This is a genomic window from Anaerococcus ihuae (assembly GCF_928368155.1).
GTDB lineage: Bacteria > Bacillota > Clostridia > Tissierellales > Peptoniphilaceae > Anaerococcus > Anaerococcus ihuae.
Genome location: NZ_CAKMRU010000001.1, coordinates 440,001 through 456,710, shown reverse-complemented (window position 1 = coordinate 456,710; position 16,710 = coordinate 440,001). Strand labels below are relative to the sequence as shown.

The 16,710-nt window shown below is 27.4% G+C and carries 15 protein-coding genes and 2 pseudogenes (1 of these 17 cut by a window edge); 3 read left to right on the top strand and 14 right to left on the bottom strand.

Annotation, left to right across the window (positions count from 1 at the left end):
* Positions 1–11 precede the first annotated feature (11 nt).
* The 3 genes from L6653_RS02120 to L6653_RS02110 form a co-directional block, all read right to left on the bottom strand.
* Positions 12–323, bottom strand: coding sequence for a hypothetical protein (locus L6653_RS02120; RefSeq protein ID WP_236785299.1), 312 nt, complete (start codon positions 321–323; stop codon positions 12–14).
* Positions 324–888: 565 nt separating this feature from the next.
* Positions 889–1,359, bottom strand: a complete 471-nt coding sequence (locus tag L6653_RS02115; RefSeq protein WP_305854533.1) for an STM3941 family protein — start codon at positions 1,357–1,359, stop codon at positions 889–891.
* A 218-nt stretch (positions 1,360–1,577) separates the two neighbouring features.
* Complete coding sequence (locus L6653_RS02110; RefSeq protein ID WP_236785297.1) at positions 1,578–2,279, bottom strand: CPBP family intramembrane glutamic endopeptidase; 702 nt, start codon at positions 2,277–2,279, stop codon at positions 1,578–1,580.
* A gap of 185 nt (positions 2,280–2,464) precedes the next feature.
* On the opposite strand from L6653_RS02110, the pseudogene L6653_RS02105 reads away from it, so the two are divergent.
* A pseudogene (locus tag L6653_RS02105) lies at positions 2,465–2,872 on the top strand (transposase); the annotation flags it as partial.
* Positions 2,873–2,988: 116 nt separating this feature from the next.
* On the top strand, positions 2,989–4,158 hold the full coding sequence (locus tag L6653_RS02100) for an IS256 family transposase (protein ID WP_236785828.1): 1,170 nt from the start codon (positions 2,989–2,991) through the stop codon (positions 4,156–4,158).
* A gap of 149 nt (positions 4,159–4,307) precedes the next feature.
* Here L6653_RS02100 and L6653_RS02095 read toward each other — a convergent pair.
* The 11 genes and pseudogenes from L6653_RS02095 to L6653_RS02045 form a co-directional block, all read right to left on the bottom strand.
* A pseudogene (locus L6653_RS02095) lies at positions 4,308–5,253 on the bottom strand (catalase).
* 223 nt (positions 5,254–5,476) lie between these two features.
* Complete coding sequence (locus tag L6653_RS02090; protein WP_236785296.1) at positions 5,477–5,947, bottom strand: GNAT family N-acetyltransferase; 471 nt, start codon at positions 5,945–5,947, stop codon at positions 5,477–5,479.
* 85 nt (positions 5,948–6,032) lie between these two features.
* Positions 6,033–8,468, bottom strand: a complete 2,436-nt coding sequence (locus L6653_RS02085; RefSeq protein ID WP_236785295.1) for an ABC transporter permease — start codon at positions 8,466–8,468, stop codon at positions 6,033–6,035.
* Complete coding sequence (locus tag L6653_RS02080) at positions 8,461–9,141, bottom strand: ABC transporter ATP-binding protein (RefSeq protein WP_236785294.1); 681 nt, start codon at positions 9,139–9,141, stop codon at positions 8,461–8,463. Before L6653_RS02080 ends, L6653_RS02085 begins: the two co-directional genes overlap by 8 nt.
* A 51-nt stretch (positions 9,142–9,192) precedes the next feature.
* On the bottom strand, positions 9,193–10,053 hold the full coding sequence (locus L6653_RS02075; RefSeq protein ID WP_236785293.1) for a sensor histidine kinase: 861 nt from the start codon (positions 10,051–10,053) through the stop codon (positions 9,193–9,195).
* Positions 10,054–10,704: a response regulator transcription factor gene (locus L6653_RS02070; RefSeq protein WP_236785292.1), complete on the bottom strand. Its 651-nt coding sequence runs from the start codon at positions 10,702–10,704 to the stop codon at positions 10,054–10,056. It abuts the gene before it with no gap.
* A 105-nt stretch (positions 10,705–10,809) separates the two neighbouring features.
* A complete protein-coding gene (locus tag L6653_RS02065; protein WP_236785291.1) occupies positions 10,810–12,042 on the bottom strand; it encodes an MFS transporter in 1,233 nt (410 codons plus the stop codon).
* A gap of 74 nt (positions 12,043–12,116) precedes the next feature.
* Positions 12,117–12,545, bottom strand: a complete 429-nt coding sequence (locus L6653_RS02060) for an ArsR/SmtB family transcription factor (protein WP_236785290.1) — start codon at positions 12,543–12,545, stop codon at positions 12,117–12,119.
* Between the two features lie 145 nt (positions 12,546–12,690).
* The gene (locus L6653_RS02055) at positions 12,691–13,263 is read right to left on the bottom strand and encodes a hypothetical protein (RefSeq protein WP_236785289.1); all 573 of its coding nucleotides are present in this window, start codon (positions 13,261–13,263) and stop codon (positions 12,691–12,693) included.
* A gap of 208 nt (positions 13,264–13,471) precedes the next feature.
* Positions 13,472–15,268, bottom strand: a complete 1,797-nt coding sequence (locus L6653_RS02050) for a serine hydrolase domain-containing protein (protein ID WP_236785288.1) — start codon at positions 15,266–15,268, stop codon at positions 13,472–13,474.
* A gap of 217 nt (positions 15,269–15,485) precedes the next feature.
* Positions 15,486–15,986, bottom strand: a complete 501-nt coding sequence (locus L6653_RS02045; protein ID WP_236785287.1) for a GNAT family N-acetyltransferase — start codon at positions 15,984–15,986, stop codon at positions 15,486–15,488.
* 634 nt (positions 15,987–16,620) lie between these two features.
* On the opposite strand from L6653_RS02045, the gene L6653_RS02040 reads away from it, so the two are divergent.
* A protein-coding gene (locus tag L6653_RS02040; protein ID WP_236785286.1) for a helicase HerA-like domain-containing protein crosses the window boundary here: on the top strand, positions 16,621–16,710 show its 5' end (the start). 1,398 nt of this gene lie beyond the right edge of the window; the window shows 90 of its 1,488 coding nt (coding positions 1–90); it begins with the start codon at positions 16,621–16,623; the stop codon falls past the right edge of the window.

Sequence of the window (16,710 nt, the reverse complement as noted above, 5' to 3'; positions counted from 1 at the left end):
ATTGTAGAAATTTATTTTATATTATGTTTTTCCATTTTTTCACGGAAAATATCTGTTATAATTTTTCTTAATTCTTCACGCTCTTTTTCTGGTAGTTCTCCTTCTTTTTTTGCAATGGCAAAAAGTTCAGGATAATCATTAGCAATTCTTTCAATTGTTTTTGTAGTTGAATGCTTTCTAACAAAAAACGGAATTTTTTTGATCCACCCATCTGGAAGAAGAGCTAAAATTTTATCTCCGGCCTCCTTATCACTAATTTCTGCAGTAGAAAGTCCATCATTAATTTCTTTTTTTTCTTTATCTGTAAAATCTTCTAGTTTCATATTTTTCCTCCTTAAATTCTAATATATTTAACTATTTTCACTTAATTACTGTCTTTTTTATTAAATAATAACCATATTTTACAGCTTTTTCTTTATAAAAACAACTATAAGCAATCTCATTTAAAATTATTATATCAAATACGAATTTATAATTTTTTATACCTTGATTTTTCTAAAATAAATAATCCATCTTCATTTGGATTATCACTTGAATATTTGCTCTTATAGCTCAATTTTAAATAAAAAGATTTTGCAGTTATAGAATATGGAACTATAATTTTTTTCGACTTCTTAGTATATTCATCATATTCAAGAGTTCTAACAATCTTATTTCAAACTACCCTATCTTGATATTCTGGTAAAACAAAAATAGTATAAAAACAAGATACTTCTTTATCTTCATCATATCCGTTAGATCCACAGCCAATAATTTTCTCATAATTAAATACCACCTAAAAATGTATAAATTGAGATTTCTCTACTATATTTTCAGAATTTTATATTCTTACTCCATTTTCAATATAAGCATTTGAATAATCTTTTATATTAGTTATTCTTAAAATTTTTATAATAAGATTAGAAACTTTTTAAGCAACTTTTTAGTTATTAACCTTTTAAATAATGGTAACTTATCCAAATATGCATCCTGATCTTTCATAAATATTGATACCATTCCTTGACCCATCATAGGCATATTTTTTATCTTCTTAACTGTGTCCCAACTTATTAAAGAATTTTTCATAGACAATATGCTTGAATTTTCATAAAATCCATCGTTTTCTAAAATCAAAACAGGTTTGATTATAAAAATATTTCTAATGTAAAACAATGTTGCCGCTCCAAAAAACAATGTTCCAAACAGTCCAATAAAAATTGTGAATATATTATATAAAATACTGCCTCCACAAAGTCCAGCTAATAGCATAAATGCTGAAATTATTATCATAAGGATACCAAATAAACTCAAATTTATATTTTTTAATCTACTACTACGTATTTCTAATCTGCTATCAATTTTTCCTCTAACGCATTTCAATGCTAAATATTATTAAATTTTTCTACAAGCAAATCTTTTTACTTCTTTACATTATTATATCATCATTATTGTTTGTAATATGAACAAGCTAAGATTAAATTCATTTATTGTTATTTAAAAATACTATATGACAAAATTTTAAATTGATCTAATCCCTTTGTTTTTTCCTATTATATTATTTAAAACATTATTAAAAGTAAATTCAACCAAACCAAATTTTATTTATCCTCAAGTTTCAACAAATATTTGCAGTAAAAAAATGCAATTATAATTGTCGCAACTATATAAATCCACTGAGAAAATGAACCTTCTACGCCAAATTTAGAAAAAGCATCTATCAATCCATGTGCAATAATGCATGGAATTAAACTCTTACTTTTATAAAAAATAACTACCATTATAAAACCCCAAGCAATGGCGAAAAATACTTGAGCTAGCGTTTCTAGACTCGCTTGGCCAGCAAATAGATTAACAATATGACCAATGCCAAAAGTTATAGCTACAATTATGATAGACTTTTTTGCCCCATCTTTTTCTAGAATAGCCTTAAATAAAAAACCACGAAAAATTATCTCTTCTATGTATCCAATTAAAAGCATTGAAATAATAGACCATACTTGGAAAATCCCAGAATAAACAAGATTAAGCCCACCCCATAAATTGCCAGTTACAAGAATCCATACTGGAATAAAGTACAAATATCTCTTGGAATTTTCTGGATACTTATCAAGACCATATTTTTCTTTAAGCTTATGATTATTTATAAAAAAAGTAATAGAAAAAGCAATAAAGATTAGTCCGATGAGCATAAAGAAACTTTCATCCCCAAACTTTCCCCTAATTGAACTAGTAATCAAACAGTAAATGACAATCCAAAAAATTGCAAAATTAAGTTCATTTTTTTGATAAAGTCGATACATTTCTAACCCCTTTTAATTTTTCATTAATTTATACAATAAAATTTCTGATTTTTTCTATATATTTACTATAATAAAATCAAATTTAAAAGCAAGTTTGTAAAAAAAATTTTACTTTATCTGTATACTTACTTACAAAATATCTTAATAAATATATTTGCTATCACGTATTAAGATAAAGTCAGTAAAGAAGTACTTTTCGTTATGGCTACTATGAACGTGACTATACAACAAAAATAGGAACATTAACCTTAAGAGTACCTAGAACGAGAGATGGTAAATTCTCAACTGAAATTTTTGAAAGATATCAAAGAAATGAAAAAGCTCTACTTACAACCATACTAGAAATGTATGTACATGGAGTACAAGTAAGAAAAGTATCCAAGGTGAAACAAAATATGTATGGTAAAAAATATTCTAAATCCTTTGTATTATCCCTAACTAAAGAACTTGACGAAGAAGTAAAACTATGGAGAAATAGAGACATAAGTGCTACTAAGTATCCCTACATAATTGTAGATGTAGTATACATAAAAGTAAGGGAAAACAATCGAGTAGTATCAAAAGCTTGTCATATTGCAATAGGAATAAATGAGAGACTGTGTAAAATTTTGTGTATAGAAACCTCCTGATTAGGGTAAAGAAAAACTAATCAGGAGGAATTTTTATGCCAAGAAAAAGACCGGAAACAAAAAGAAGCAAAATAGCAAAAATGTTAATTGAAGAATATCAGCCTCAAAGTGCACACGACATTCAAGAAGCACTAAAAGATCTCTTAGGTGATACAATGGAAGAACTTTTAAAAGCAGAATTAGATGAGCATTTAGACTATGAATACGGTGAAAAACCACTATCATTAAACACTAGAAATGGCACAAGCAAGAAAACAGTTAGATCATCTTACGGAAATATAGATTTAAACATACCAAGGGATAGAGAAGGAACATTTGAACCACAATCATTAAAGAAATATGAAAAAGACATATCAAACATAGAAAATCAAATAATATCAATGTATGGCAAAGGAATGACAACAAGAGACATATCATCTCACATCAAAGATATTTATGGTTTTGGCATATCAGAAACAATGGTAAGTAAAATAACCAACAAAATACTACCAACTATAGAAGAGTGGCAAAATAGACCACTAGAAAAAATCTATCCTATGGTTTTTTTAGACGCCATTCACTACCACGTAAGAGAAAACAACATAGTAGTCAAAAAAGCAGTATACATTGCCTTAGGCTACAACCTAGAAGGATTTAAAGAAATACTAGGACTATGGGTAGGAGAAAATGAATCAAGTAAATATTGGCTCTTAGTATTAAATCAGCTAAAAGAAAGAGGACTAGAAGATGTATTAATCTTCTCAACAGACAATCTACCAGGATTTAGCCAAGCAATAGAAACAGTATACCCAAAAGCAGAAATACAAAAATGTATAATCCATCAAATAAGAAACTCAACTAAATATGTGTCATACAAAGATATAAAAGAATTGATGAAAGACCTAAAAGCAGTATACAAGGCACCAACAGAAGACTTAGCCTTAACAAATTTAGGAGTCTTTGAAGAAAAATGGAGTAAAAAATACCCAATGTGTGTAAGCTCTTGGAAAAACAACTGGACAGAATTATCGACATATTTTAAATATCCAGAAGGAATAAGAAGACTAATATATACAACAAACGCTATGGAAAACTTCAATAGACAACTAAGAAAAGTGACCAAAAATAAAACCATATTTCCAAATGACTACGCACTACAAAAAAGCTTGTATCTAGCAATGGTAGATGCCTCAAGCAAATGGACAAGTAGAATACGTGGTTGGGATCAAATCTTATCCCAATTATCAATATTTTTTGAAGGGAGGTTTTAATTAAGCTAAAAATTTAGTATGAAATCAGCTGCAAATTTTCATGAAAATTTGACAGTTTATTAAGCCCAAGTAAAATTAAGAAAAGCTCCATTCCTATAGGGATGGACAAACATTGATACATAAAAAATGTATCAACCCTTACCCTTTTATCAGGATTTAGGTTGATACACAAAATTATTTACAGACCCATAAATGAAAAAGGCAACTTGTTCTGTTTCTGCAAAATAATTGTCAACATTTCTATTAAAAATCATTTCTCCTATTTTAATCTTTGGTATATCTTCTTCAGGCCAAACTTTTGTTGGATCTAGGATATCAAAAGTAAAGTCATGTTCTTTTTCTTCTGGTAAAAGTTGAACGCAAAAATCCCAAACTGGATAATTTCCTTCATCAATAGCTTCGTACAAATCTTTTCTTTGACTATCAGGATCATTTCCAGAAACTTTAAGAGTTTCATCCCAAACTCTTGAGTGAACTACTAATTGAGGATTCCATTGATATCTTACAAAAGTTGCCTTCCCCTCATCATTTATCCACCTAAAAGTATAAATTCCAAAACCATCTATCATACGAAGACTTAGAGGAATTGCCCTATCACTCATTTGCCACATAACCATATGAGTAGACTCTTGATTACGAGTTACAAAATCCCAAAAAGTATCATGAACTGATTGAGCTTGAGGGACTTCTGTATCAGGCTCAGGCTTTACTGCATGAACAAAATCCGGAAACTTCATTGCATCTTGAATAATAAATACTGGCATATTATTTACAGCTATACCATAGTTTCCTTCTTCTGTATAAAATTTTATAGCAAAACCACGAACATCACGAGGAGTATCAGTTGAACCTCTAGATCCTGCTACTGTAGATATTCTTGAAAATAAAGGAGTTTCTTTGCCTTTTTTAGTAAATAAATTTGCTCATATCTTTTGTACATTTAAAAATACCATGAGCACCAACACCTCGAGCGTGAACTATTCTTTCAGGAATTCTTTCGTGATCAAAGTGCATTATTTTTTCTCTTAAATGAAAATCTTCAAGTAAAGTTGGTCCTCTTCTTCCAGCCTTAAGAGAAAACTCTTCTTCGGCCATCTTTAGGCCCTTGTTAGTTGTAAAAGCCTTTTTCTTATTGTCAACCTTATTTTTTTCTAAATCTTTAATCTTATCATTATCTTTAACAGGGTCAATCTTTTTAACTCCCTCTGGTGTCAATGGAGCCTTAATAAAACTATCTTTGCTTTTATCTTTTTTATTTACCATCTTTACCTGCTAATAATTTTCTCTTTCATTCTATTACTACCCTTTTTAAAACAATTCAAATATTTTTAGATTTTTCTAATATAAATAATCCGTCTTCATTTGGAATATCACTTTGATATTTTCTCTTATATCCCAATTTTAAATAAAAAGATTTCGCAGTAATAGAAGATGGAACTATAATTTTTTTTGACTTTCTAGCGTACTCATCCTTTTCAAGATTTTTTACAATTAGTCTTCCTATTCCATTTCCTTGATATTCAGGCAAAACAAAAATAGTATAAAAACAAGACTCTTCCTTTTCTTCATCGTATCCTATAGATCCACAACCGATAATTTTTTCATCAAGACAAACCAAATAAAAATGTCTAGTGTGTGCTTTTTCAATTATATTTTTAGCATTTAAAATTTTTACACCTTTTTCAATATAGGCTTTTGAATAATCTTTTATATTTGTAGTTCTTAAAGTTTTTATAATAAGTTTGGAAACTTCTTCTGCATCATTTTTTTCAAATCGTCTAACAAGCATATTTACTCCATTTCTATTTATATTTTTATTATATAACTTAGCTAATTATATTAACAATTTAAAATTTCTAGAAATGGATATTTTTCTAAATTGTCCTAATCAAATCAATAGTTGGTCTATCTAATATTTTCTTTAAGGAGAAGTGATAAATAAGTAGATTTATTCCATAAACTATAAAAGAAAATCCTAAAAAGCTTTTATAGTCATAATATCTAATTAATGTTATCAGTTTAAGATCAGTAGAAATTATTGAAATTATAAGCATTAGTCCTAAACTTACAAGAACTGCAATAATAAATGACTTTACTTGTTCACCAATAAATTCTTTTTGATAAGTATTTTTCAATTTGTCTAAATCCATTCCACATGAATATAAACTTCCGATTTCTTTTTTTCTACTCATTAAACTTAAATTAATGGATGAGTATCCGTTAGTTATATTTAGTACAAAGATTATTGAAGCAATACCTATTACAATTTTTATTAGACTTTTCAAGTCATTATATCTATTTTTTTCACTTTCTTCACCTGTTGTGATATTAAAGCGATCCTCTGGTGAGATTTTACTTCTAATCATGGATTCTACATATTCTTTTACGTCTTTGCTGTCAGAATCTTTTACCTTCATATTTAAAGTATAGGCATAATTTGTGTATTTCTCATCACCTGCTTCTTCCATAAGTTTAAAATAAGTGTCAAAATCTGTATAAACTTTTACATCAAAAGGCATTGTTCTTGACTTATATTTTCCCAAATCTGTTATTATCTTTGAAATTTTAATAGTCTTATTATAATCATTTTCAAAGTTAATATCTAAACTCTGCGGATTTTCAAAATATGGAATTCTCTTTGCCTTAGCTATTGGAATAGAGGAATCTTCTTGGATTGTATTATATAAAATAAATTCGCCCTTTTCCCCTCCAAGCTCTTTTAAATCCTTCTCTTCCAAAGCTATGATAAATCCATCTATTCCATCTTCTTTATATTTTTTGATATTTTTTTCTGCTTCTTTGTCTAGACCAGCTTTCTTTGCTTCTTGTGAAAATTCATTATTATTTTTCACTTGTACATATTTTTCTTTTGATATATAAGATTTTTCATTTGGAATTTTATTTGTAATTTCTATTAATATTTTTGGGACTTGATTTTTTTCACTAAAATAATCAACAGATAAATTATATCCATCATCAAAATGTGAAAAATCTCTGTAATAAGTTGATATTCCTATTACAATTATAAATACTGAAATTATAAGAATACCTATTGCAGAAATGTATCTTTGTGATTTTATTGATGCTATATTATTTAGTTTTAATTCTTTCCAAAAATCTTTGGCTCTTTTCTTTTTTGATTTTGAAAAATCTATATTCCCCCTAATTCCATCAATGATGTTGATTTTTGAAATCTTTTTGGCAGGAGATTTTATTGCAAGACCAACAACAATGAAAGAAAGCAAAAGTATTGCTAAAGTTAATAAGGGATTAAATTTTACTAGTTCAAAGGCACTTATTCCTTCTCCTACTTTTATATTTTTATATAAATAATATATAAAAGTAAAACCCGAAATATGTCCCAAAATTATTGGAATTGCAGTTATTAGAAGTCCTTCTTTTAAAAGCAATAAATAAATTTGTCCATTTGTAGAACCTATGGATTTGTATATTGAAAGCTCTCTAATTTTTCTAAGTCCCCAAACCCAAAAAATATTTTTAATAAAAAATATAAATACACCTATACAAACTAGTACTGATAATATAATAATTGCTTGGCTCATTATGTTTTGTAAGGGTTCATTTTCTAATCCATAATAGTTTATTAGATTTTCAGAAAATTCTAAATTAACATTCTTACCCAAAGCTTTATTTATTTCTTTTTGAATCTTATCTTTGTTTTTGTAGGCATCTTCAAAAGAATCAAATTTTACAAATGTTTTAAAAGATTTCATTTCATCTTCTAGGCCCATGGCAAAGTTTAGTTTACTATATTTATTATAAACATCTCCATAAACGCCCACTAAAGTAAATTTTTTAGATTTTGTTTTTTCAAATTTTTCCCTGTCGGTATTTGGACTAGTTGGACCTATTTTTTTGCCGTCTAAAATTCTTTTTCCAAAATCTAGTTCAATTTTATATCCTAGTTTAAGTTTATTTTTCTTTACAAGGCTTTCTGATAGGACAAGCTCATTTTCGTTTTTTGCAAATCTACCGTCTTTTAGTCTAGAAAACTCTCTCATCTTATTTACATCTGTATCTTGATAGTTAATAACAATTAAATCATCATTAAACTTTGCATTATCAAGATCAAGGGACATTTTCCCAACTAATTTTAAATCCTCAATTGATCTTAATTTTTCTACATCTTCACTTGATAATTTGTCTTTAATCTCTGCATGATTAAAGTTTGAAGCCATATAGTATCCATAATTAGCCCTTAAGTTTGTATATCCATAATAAAAAATCACTGTAAAAAATAAACTTACAATAAATAATGAAATGAAAATCGGAAAATTTTTCTTATTCATTTTTTTCATCTCCCACAATTTTTCCATCAACTATGGTTACAATACGACCTGCTTGTAGGGCTATTTCTTCATCATGAGTTATTAGAATTATCGTTTGTTTTAATGTTTTGTTAAAATATTTTAAAATTTCTATAATTTCCTTAGATTTTTTCCTATCTAGATTTCCTGTCGGCTCATCTGCAAGAATTATTGATGGTCTATAAATCAAACTTCTTGCTATGGCAACTCTTTGTTGCTGACCTCCTGAAAGTTCACTTGGAAATGAGTCAAGCTTATTTTCTATACCTAATTTTTTAATAATATCTAAAAATTCTATTTCATTTATTTTTCTTTTATCAAGCTTTAAAGGAAGTTCTATATTATGTCTTACGGTTAAATTTGAAATCAAATTATAAAATTGATAAATCAATCCAACTTTTCTTCTCCTAAAATAAGCAAGCTCTTTTGAAGAATATTTTGAAATATCATTTCCATCAATATAAACCTTGCCAAAATCGGGAGAATCGACACCGCCTATTATATGTAAAAGTGTTGATTTTCCAGACCCACTTGGACCAACAACAGCAACAAATTCTCCTCTTTCTACTTCAAGGTCAATGCTATTTAAGGCAATGACCTTATTGTTTCCTTCTCCATATTCTTTTCTTAAATTTTCTACCTTTAATATTTCCATGCTTTACTCCTTATATTTCTTTAAAATAAGCATATAATAGTAAAGTGATTTTTAGGTGACATTATAAAATTTTATTTCAAAACTTGCCCCATCATTTTCATTTTTAACAGAAATTTCTCCATTATTTTTTTCGACAATTGTCTTTGCCATGGCAAGGCCTATTCCAAAACCATTTGAGTCAGGGGTTTTATAAAAACGTTTAAAGATTTTTTTCATATTTTCTTTTTTTATTCCTCCGCCGTTATCTTTAATGATTAAGCTTGTATAGAGTGGATTTTTGTAAGATGAAACCACGATTTTATCACAAGTCGGTCTATTATCAGCATTTTTAAAAATATTTATAAGAGCTTCTGCCAACCAATAAAAATCTCCATAAATACTATTTCCCTTTAAACTCTTATCTATTTCTACATTGGTAAATCTCTTTAAGTTCAAACTATCTAATGCATAATCCACCAATTCATCCAAACGGATTTCTTCTTTTTTCATAAGATCTTTGTTAGCATCAAGGCTTGATAGTTTTAGCAAAATATCTGATAGAGAGTTTAATCTAAGAGTTTGTCTTTTCAAAATTTCTACATCTTCGTTATCTGGAAAGTCCATCTCCAAATTTTCTATGGAAAAAAGCATAGATGTGATAGGAGTTTTTATTTGATGAGCAATATCTTCTAGGTATTCTATTTGCTTTTCACTATTTTTAGTGCTTGTCTCTTTGGCCTCTACTATTTCTATAAATAGTTTGTAAATTTCATCCTCCAAGATTGAGAAATCATCTTGCTTCATAGGAATTTTATAATTTTGCTTTTTCATATTTTCAATTAAATTAATAAGCTCATTTATTCTATTTTTCTTCCTTTTTTCTAAAAAATAATAAAGAAATAATAGACTTATTATCCAAAATACATATACCATCTAATCCATCCTATAACCAATTCCTCTAACAGTAGTTATAATTTCCCTATCAAGTTTTTCCCTGATTCTTTTGATAGTTGATGTTAGGGTATTATCATTTACAAACTTATCCCTATCTTCCCAAAACATTTCCAAAAGCTGACCTCTTGTATAAACCCTGTGAGGATTTTTAATAAATAAGGCCAGGATTTCATACTCAAGAGGAGTTAGTTCTACTTGATTCCCTTTAAAATAAACTTTTGAATTATTTAAATCTATTTTTATTTCCTTATATCTAATAATTTTATCTTGAGAAATAGGAAGAGTTCTTAAAACCGCATCAATTCTTGCCCTTAAAATCGCAAGAGAAAATGGCTTAGTAAGATAGTCATCAGCCCCCTTATCAAGAGATGATATTATAAAATCTTCATCATTTTTTACAGTAGTAACAATAACCCTTATATCTTTACTTTTTAATTTTTCAATCAAATCTTCTCCATCTTTATCTGGAAGATTTATATCTAATAAAGCCACATCAATATCAATATTCATCTTGTAACTTGCTTCATAAAAAGATGAAGCAAGCTCAACATTGTATCCATTTTTACTTAAATATTTTTTAATTTGTAAGGCTATTTCTTTATTATCTTCTATGATTAAAATATTTTTCATTTCTAATCCCTTCATTTTTAATTTTCAAAATAACATTACTTTAAGTATAGCATTATATTCTAAATTAAAAGAAATATTTTTGGATTAGTAAATTCGCTAATAAATTCAAATGATTTTATGAAATTTATTAACTGACGGCAATTTTCTAATATTTTCATTTAATGCCCAAAAGATAGCAACTAAAAATATAATGAAAGATCCAATAAATATGGCCTTTGAACTTGATAAATATTCTCCTAAAAATCCACCAAATAAAGCTCCTAATGGTGCCATAAAAGTAGAAATTCCAACCATAGCCCCCATAGCAGAACCTATTTTTTCACTTGGAACTATTATTTGAACCATAGTTTGAGCATAAACATTTACAAAGCCCACAACAAACCATCCAAGCCCGTACAAAGCTACTCCTATTTTTATGTTATTTTGAAAATTAGAAAAAAGGATCCAAGCTAAAGCTACAATCATCATTCCATAGATATATAATTTACCAAGAGAAATTTCTTTTAGTTTTGGAAATCCTGCAAATAAAGACCCAAGTAAAAGACCTGCTCCCATTCCTGCAAGCATCAAACTATAAAATATTTCATTTTGAGCAAAGGCAGGCAAAACTGCACTTATTGATGTAGCAGAAAAGTTTATAAAAACTATCCCAAAAACTAGGGCAAAAATACTTGAACCTCTAAACAAATCAAGCCCATCTTTAAGAGATTTGAAGTGATTTTTTATTAGATTTTCTTTTGATTTTTCTTCTCTTTTTTGAAAATGGCTAAGTTTTTTTGATAAAAAACAAAATAAAATCCCAGTCAATATAAAACTTATGGAATCGGCAAAGAAAGCTGTCATAAAACCACAAATTGAAATTATAAAACCTGCAAGAGTATCAAAAATTGCATTTGATCCTTGATAAGCCATAGTCATCAAAGAATTTCCTGTAACAAGTTCTTTTTCAGATAATATTTTTGGAAGTAATGATACTTGACCCGGATAAACAAGTTGATTAATCAATGAAATTATTGGCATTATTATCATTATGTGATAGACACTTAATTTTCCAAATTTATACAAAAATGGAATAATCAAAATTAAAACTGCTTGAAAAAGTTGAGATAAAATCAAAAATTTTTTCATATTAATTTTATCCAAAATTGGACTTAATAGTAATTGAACTATGGCAGTTGATGAGGTAAGAAAAAGAGTAAGGCCTGAATAAATTGTAGATCCACTCATTTTATAAACCAAAAGAGTTGATGCAATAGCATAAAGGCTATCTCCAAAATTTGTTATTAGTCGTCCTATGAGCAGGACATAAAAATCTTTATTTTTAATCATTTTTAACATTCTCCTTATATTTAACGTTTTAATTTATTTGACGGTTGCGTATTTTTTTACCAGTAAGGATTAGCTTACTGGTTTTAAGATAATTTATAAATTTGTACTTGAAAACTTTCTTGAGTATCTTCATCTTCACTATATTTTTTTATTAAATCATTTAGGTCTTTTTCAAATGATTCATAAGATTTGCCAGAAATTTTAAAAGAAAATACTTTTTCTTCTAAATTTTTATTAAATATTTCGCTATTAGGTATAAAAGCCTTAGCCACTGGCAAAAAATATTTTTGAGTAATGCCATTTATAAGTTCCGTATCAACGACTTCTATAATTTTGTTTTGTTCTAAAATTTTTAAATGATAGTGAATTTTTGACCTACTTACGCCAAGTGCGTCAGATAAATCTTGAGCATTTTTGGGACTTGTTCCTAAAGTCATAATTATTTTTAGCCTTAAAGGATCACTTACAATATTAATTTCTTCCAACGAATTTAAAATATGAACTTCTTTCAAACTACACCTCCATATCTTATTTTCTTTATTGTAACTTAAATTTACTAAACCGTCAAATAATTTTTAACGTTAAATATTTATAATTAAAAAAACTCTCAAACTTTTAAAATTTTGAGAATTTATAATTAAAATCAAAGTAAATTTTCTACTCTTCTTTTTCTTTATAAGTTTTTAAATTCATCAGCACTCCTGTATGAGGCAAATATTTTATATTGGCTTTAACATTAACAAAACCATTCCACTTTTCTTTTTCCTCATCATAAGTTTTGGAATTTATTTTAAAAATTTCAATCTCGTTTTTTTCATTATATCCAGAAATTCTATAAAATATTGAGTATTCATAATTATTATCTTCCTCAAAACTTACATAATTGATTTTTAAGGATATAGGTGACTTTAAATATTTTAAATCTTGGATTGGAGCTTTCAATAAATAAAAAAATCCAATCCCAGAAAATATAGCACAAATCCACCATATAATAATAGATTTCTTACTTTCTTTAAAATAAAACGCAAATATTAATACAAGAGATATCACAATAATAATAAATAAACGAAAAACACAATCACAAATAAAACCCATAATTCCCTCTTGATAATACCCAAAAGCATGGCTTAGAATCAGATATAAGGAAGTTATTGAAATTATTGCAAAAACTAAAAGAACAAAATCAATAAAAACTTTCCTTTCAAAAGAAATTTCCACCCTATTTTTCATTCTCTCCTCCTATACAATATAATTTCAAAATATTTTAAAATTTATATTAAATTTTTATTAATAACTTGTTAATTCTATACTATATATTTCAAATTTATTATGATATTTATTATAAAAAAATAAATTTAAAAACAGCCCTATAAAATAAGTAAACTGACCCCTTAAATAGTAGCTGCTTTTTTTTAAACTTTAAGTGATTTCATTGTTATTAGAATCCCCAAAACTTATACATTTCAAAGTTTAAGATTACTAATACTTGTGTCATTGCAAGAAGAGTTGTTACAAAAATATTATGTTTTAATTTCTTACCAGTGTCTTTATTAGAATTTTTTATCAGCTTAAATATAATGATTCCCGTTAAAATAAGCAGTGGTATAAATATTGCACTTTGAATTATATATGAGCTAACACTACCAATATCACCTGTTCTATAACCATTACTAAGTCTCAAAAATATTATTATCAAATTAATAAGTGACATTGACATTAAAAATGATAAGATATAGGAATATTTAAGAATTGGATTTGTTTTTAAAGGATTTTTCTTATTTTTTATTATACCTATAAAAATCCCACTAATAACAATTTTTAATAACCCATATATGCCTGCAATTATAAAAAATGCCATACATAATATGTTAGTAATAGCTTTTGGTGTGGAGATAATAAAATCTGAATACTGAGTCTCAACTACTCCATCTTTTTCATACCACCAGTTTTCTAAATCTTCTTCACCATAAGAGCTTACACCCATTGCTCCTAAAAATGAAAGTGGTCCTTTAATAATCCCTCGTGTATTTAATATTAATCCATTAGGAAGTTCTCTATTAATATTAAAGAGCTTAGAATCTTTAAATTTGCCAAAAATAAGCTCATACATATCGTAATTATATGTGGTTTCATGGGCTTGATTTGTCATTACAACCATACCAATCCCACTAAGAGGATCAAATTGTAACATAGATGAGCATCCGAATGTGTTGCCACCATGTCCAATTGTCTGAATACCATATTCGCTTGCAAAAAATCCATGATAATTTTTTTCTATATCTGTTCCACTATAGTAACTAGTTGCTTTATATATTTCATCTAAGGTTTTTTTATTTTTAAATAACGGTGATGGTCTCTTATCATTAGGAGTTATAGCCTTAGCAAATTTTGCCAAATCCCCTATTGTTCCCATTGCACTACCAGCAGGATAAAGATAAATATAATAGATACCATTGCCATCAATGCTTTCTCCTTCTAAGTCATAGCATTTTAATCTTTTTCTTTTATTCAATACCCAATCATTATCGGTATATGTAGGACTGATAGTGCTTTGTTTCATATCAAGTGGTTGAAAGATATTTTTATTGACATATTCCACATAATCCATACCGGAAACCCTTTGAACTATAAAGGCTGCAAGAGCTGCTCCCCAATTAGAGTATGCAGTATGAGCACCAGGATCATACACTTGTCGTGGTTGTCTGATGCTAAGAGATTTTTCAAGACTAATTATATCAGATGCTTTTTTAGTCTGGATAAAGTATGTATCTTGAAAACCTGCTTGATGGTTCATAAGATCTATTACTCTTATCGGCTTATCAAAAGATAAATTTTTAAGAAAACCTTCTGGTAAATATTCTTTTATATCAGCTTTCAAATCAATTTTTTCCTCTTCATAAAGTTGCATTATAGAAACCCATATTAATAACTTGGATATAGAGCCCCATTCATAAACAGACTCAGAATCAGACTTTAATTTAGCTTGTTTATCCAAATATCCAAATGAATTTTCATAAACAATACCATTACTATCATAAACAATTAAATTTAATCCACAAGTTGTTGACTTATGATTTTCTACATAGTCTTCGATCTCTTTATCTAGATTTTTATAACTTATTCCAGAAGGGAAAACATTTTCTGATGAAGCAGAAGATATTGTCGGAGACAAAATCAAGCTAAAAAATAAAGTTAATATTAAAAATTTTCTTAAAGATTTAGATATATTTTTCATAAAACACCTCTACTTTCCTTATTTTATTGTAAAACTCAAATACCTATTTCATGTAAATCCAATATTATAGTTTTGTAAAATTTCTATAATTGTATTATTAAAATATAAGTCAAGTCCATAATATTGTGCTAGTAAATTTTACACAGTATTATGGACTTGATATAAACTTAGTCCTATAAAAAAATTATATATATTTATCTAAGTTAATTAATACCTACTAAAGTATTTTTTCTGCAAGTAAAATTGTTCCTTCTGATCTTTCTACTTCTTTGATAACTTTAAATCCATTCTTTTTCCAAAAAGCTTTTGATTGGGGATTTCCCTTGTCAATGCCTAGTCGAACTTTTGCTTTTCCTATTTTTTTAACATAATCTAGAACACTTTCAATAATTTCAGATCCTATCCCCTGGCCTTGGTATAAAATATTTACCATAAAAAATCCAATAAAACAGATTTCTTCGTCTGGATAACCATCTAAAATATCTAAAACAGCAACTAAAAGTTCATCTTTGAAAAATCCTAAATAATATTTATTGTCTTCATTTACTCCTTCAGGTCTTAGATAAAGGTCACTTAAGATTTGTTCTCTACTTATCTCTTTCTGGCAGTAACGATAATATAACTTATTGCCTTGGCACAATCTGTATATGGTTTCAATATCATTTTCTGTAAGTTTTTCAACATTATAAGTTTTACTCATGTTTTTTATGGTTAACATTTTTGTCACCTTGAATTCTTCCCCTTTAAATGTCAATTATCTTCTTTTCTATTCCAACAAACTTTCCAAGTGGTTTAAGTGGTCAGTTTGGATAAAATTTAATAATTCTCAAAAGCCTTGTCTATGAGAATATTTCCACTCATTACTTATTTATAAGCCACTTTAAATATCTTTATAGTTACCATGACTACAAATTTTATTTTTGCAAAACTTAAATCAATATATCTTTTTGTTTAAAGAATATATCTTCTCCATATGTAGTGGGGTTTTGTATGGGATGGACCATGAGAAAACAATTTAAAACCTATTAAGAGCAAATTAAAATACTCCTATCCGGAGGCTTGGGAATTTAGAATCTGGATAAGGCTAAAATTATTTTAGCACAAATCAATGATTATAATCTAATCAATATTTATAATACCCAGTGCCCTCGATGTAATTATATATTCTTTCTCATCTTCTTAAACTAGGTAATCTTTCATCTTCATTTCCTGTTTTTTGAAACTTTTTATTTGTTAAATGTGTAAATGATAATTCTTTTCAATATTTTTCAGGAAATTTTTTATGATCCAGGTTTTTCTATATATATTAATTTGTTATGTTATAATGAAATTAGTTATGAAAGGAGGATCTCATGGACAAAATTTTGATTGGCAATGGGAATAAGGAAAATTATATTCTTTTAAATAAAATTAATAGACACGGACTGATCAGCGGCGCTACT

Coding starts and splice junctions, on each gene's coding strand:
- L6653_RS02065 (WP_236785291.1), bottom strand. CDS start 12,042: ATGTTAAAAATGATTAAAAATAAAGATTTTTATGTCCTGCTCATAGGA.
- L6653_RS02045 (WP_236785287.1), bottom strand. CDS start 15,986: ATGTTAACCATAAAAAACATGAGTAAAACTTATAATGTTGAAAAACTT.
- L6653_RS02055 (WP_236785289.1), bottom strand. CDS start 13,263: ATGAAAAATAGGGTGGAAATTTCTTTTGAAAGGAAAGTTTTTATTGAT.
- L6653_RS02110 (WP_236785297.1), bottom strand. CDS start 2,279: ATGTATCGACTTTATCAAAAAAATGAACTTAATTTTGCAATTTTTTGG.
- L6653_RS02085 (WP_236785295.1), bottom strand. CDS start 8,468: ATGAATAAGAAAAATTTTCCGATTTTCATTTCATTATTTATTGTAAGT.
- L6653_RS02100 (WP_236785828.1), top strand. CDS start 2,989: ATGTTAATTGAAGAATATCAGCCTCAAAGTGCACACGACATTCAAGAA.
- L6653_RS02080 (WP_236785294.1), bottom strand. CDS start 9,141: ATGGAAATATTAAAGGTAGAAAATTTAAGAAAAGAATATGGAGAAGGA.
- L6653_RS02050 (WP_236785288.1), bottom strand. CDS start 15,268: ATGAAAAATATATCTAAATCTTTAAGAAAATTTTTAATATTAACTTTA.
- L6653_RS02120 (WP_236785299.1), bottom strand. CDS start 323: ATGAAACTAGAAGATTTTACAGATAAAGAAAAAAAAGAAATTAATGAT.
- L6653_RS02090 (WP_236785296.1), bottom strand. CDS start 5,947: ATGCTTGTTAGACGATTTGAAAAAAATGATGCAGAAGAAGTTTCCAAA.
- L6653_RS02075 (WP_236785293.1), bottom strand. CDS start 10,053: ATGGTATATGTATTTTGGATAATAAGTCTATTATTTCTTTATTATTTT.
- L6653_RS02070 (WP_236785292.1), bottom strand. CDS start 10,704: ATGAAAAATATTTTAATCATAGAAGATAATAAAGAAATAGCCTTACAA.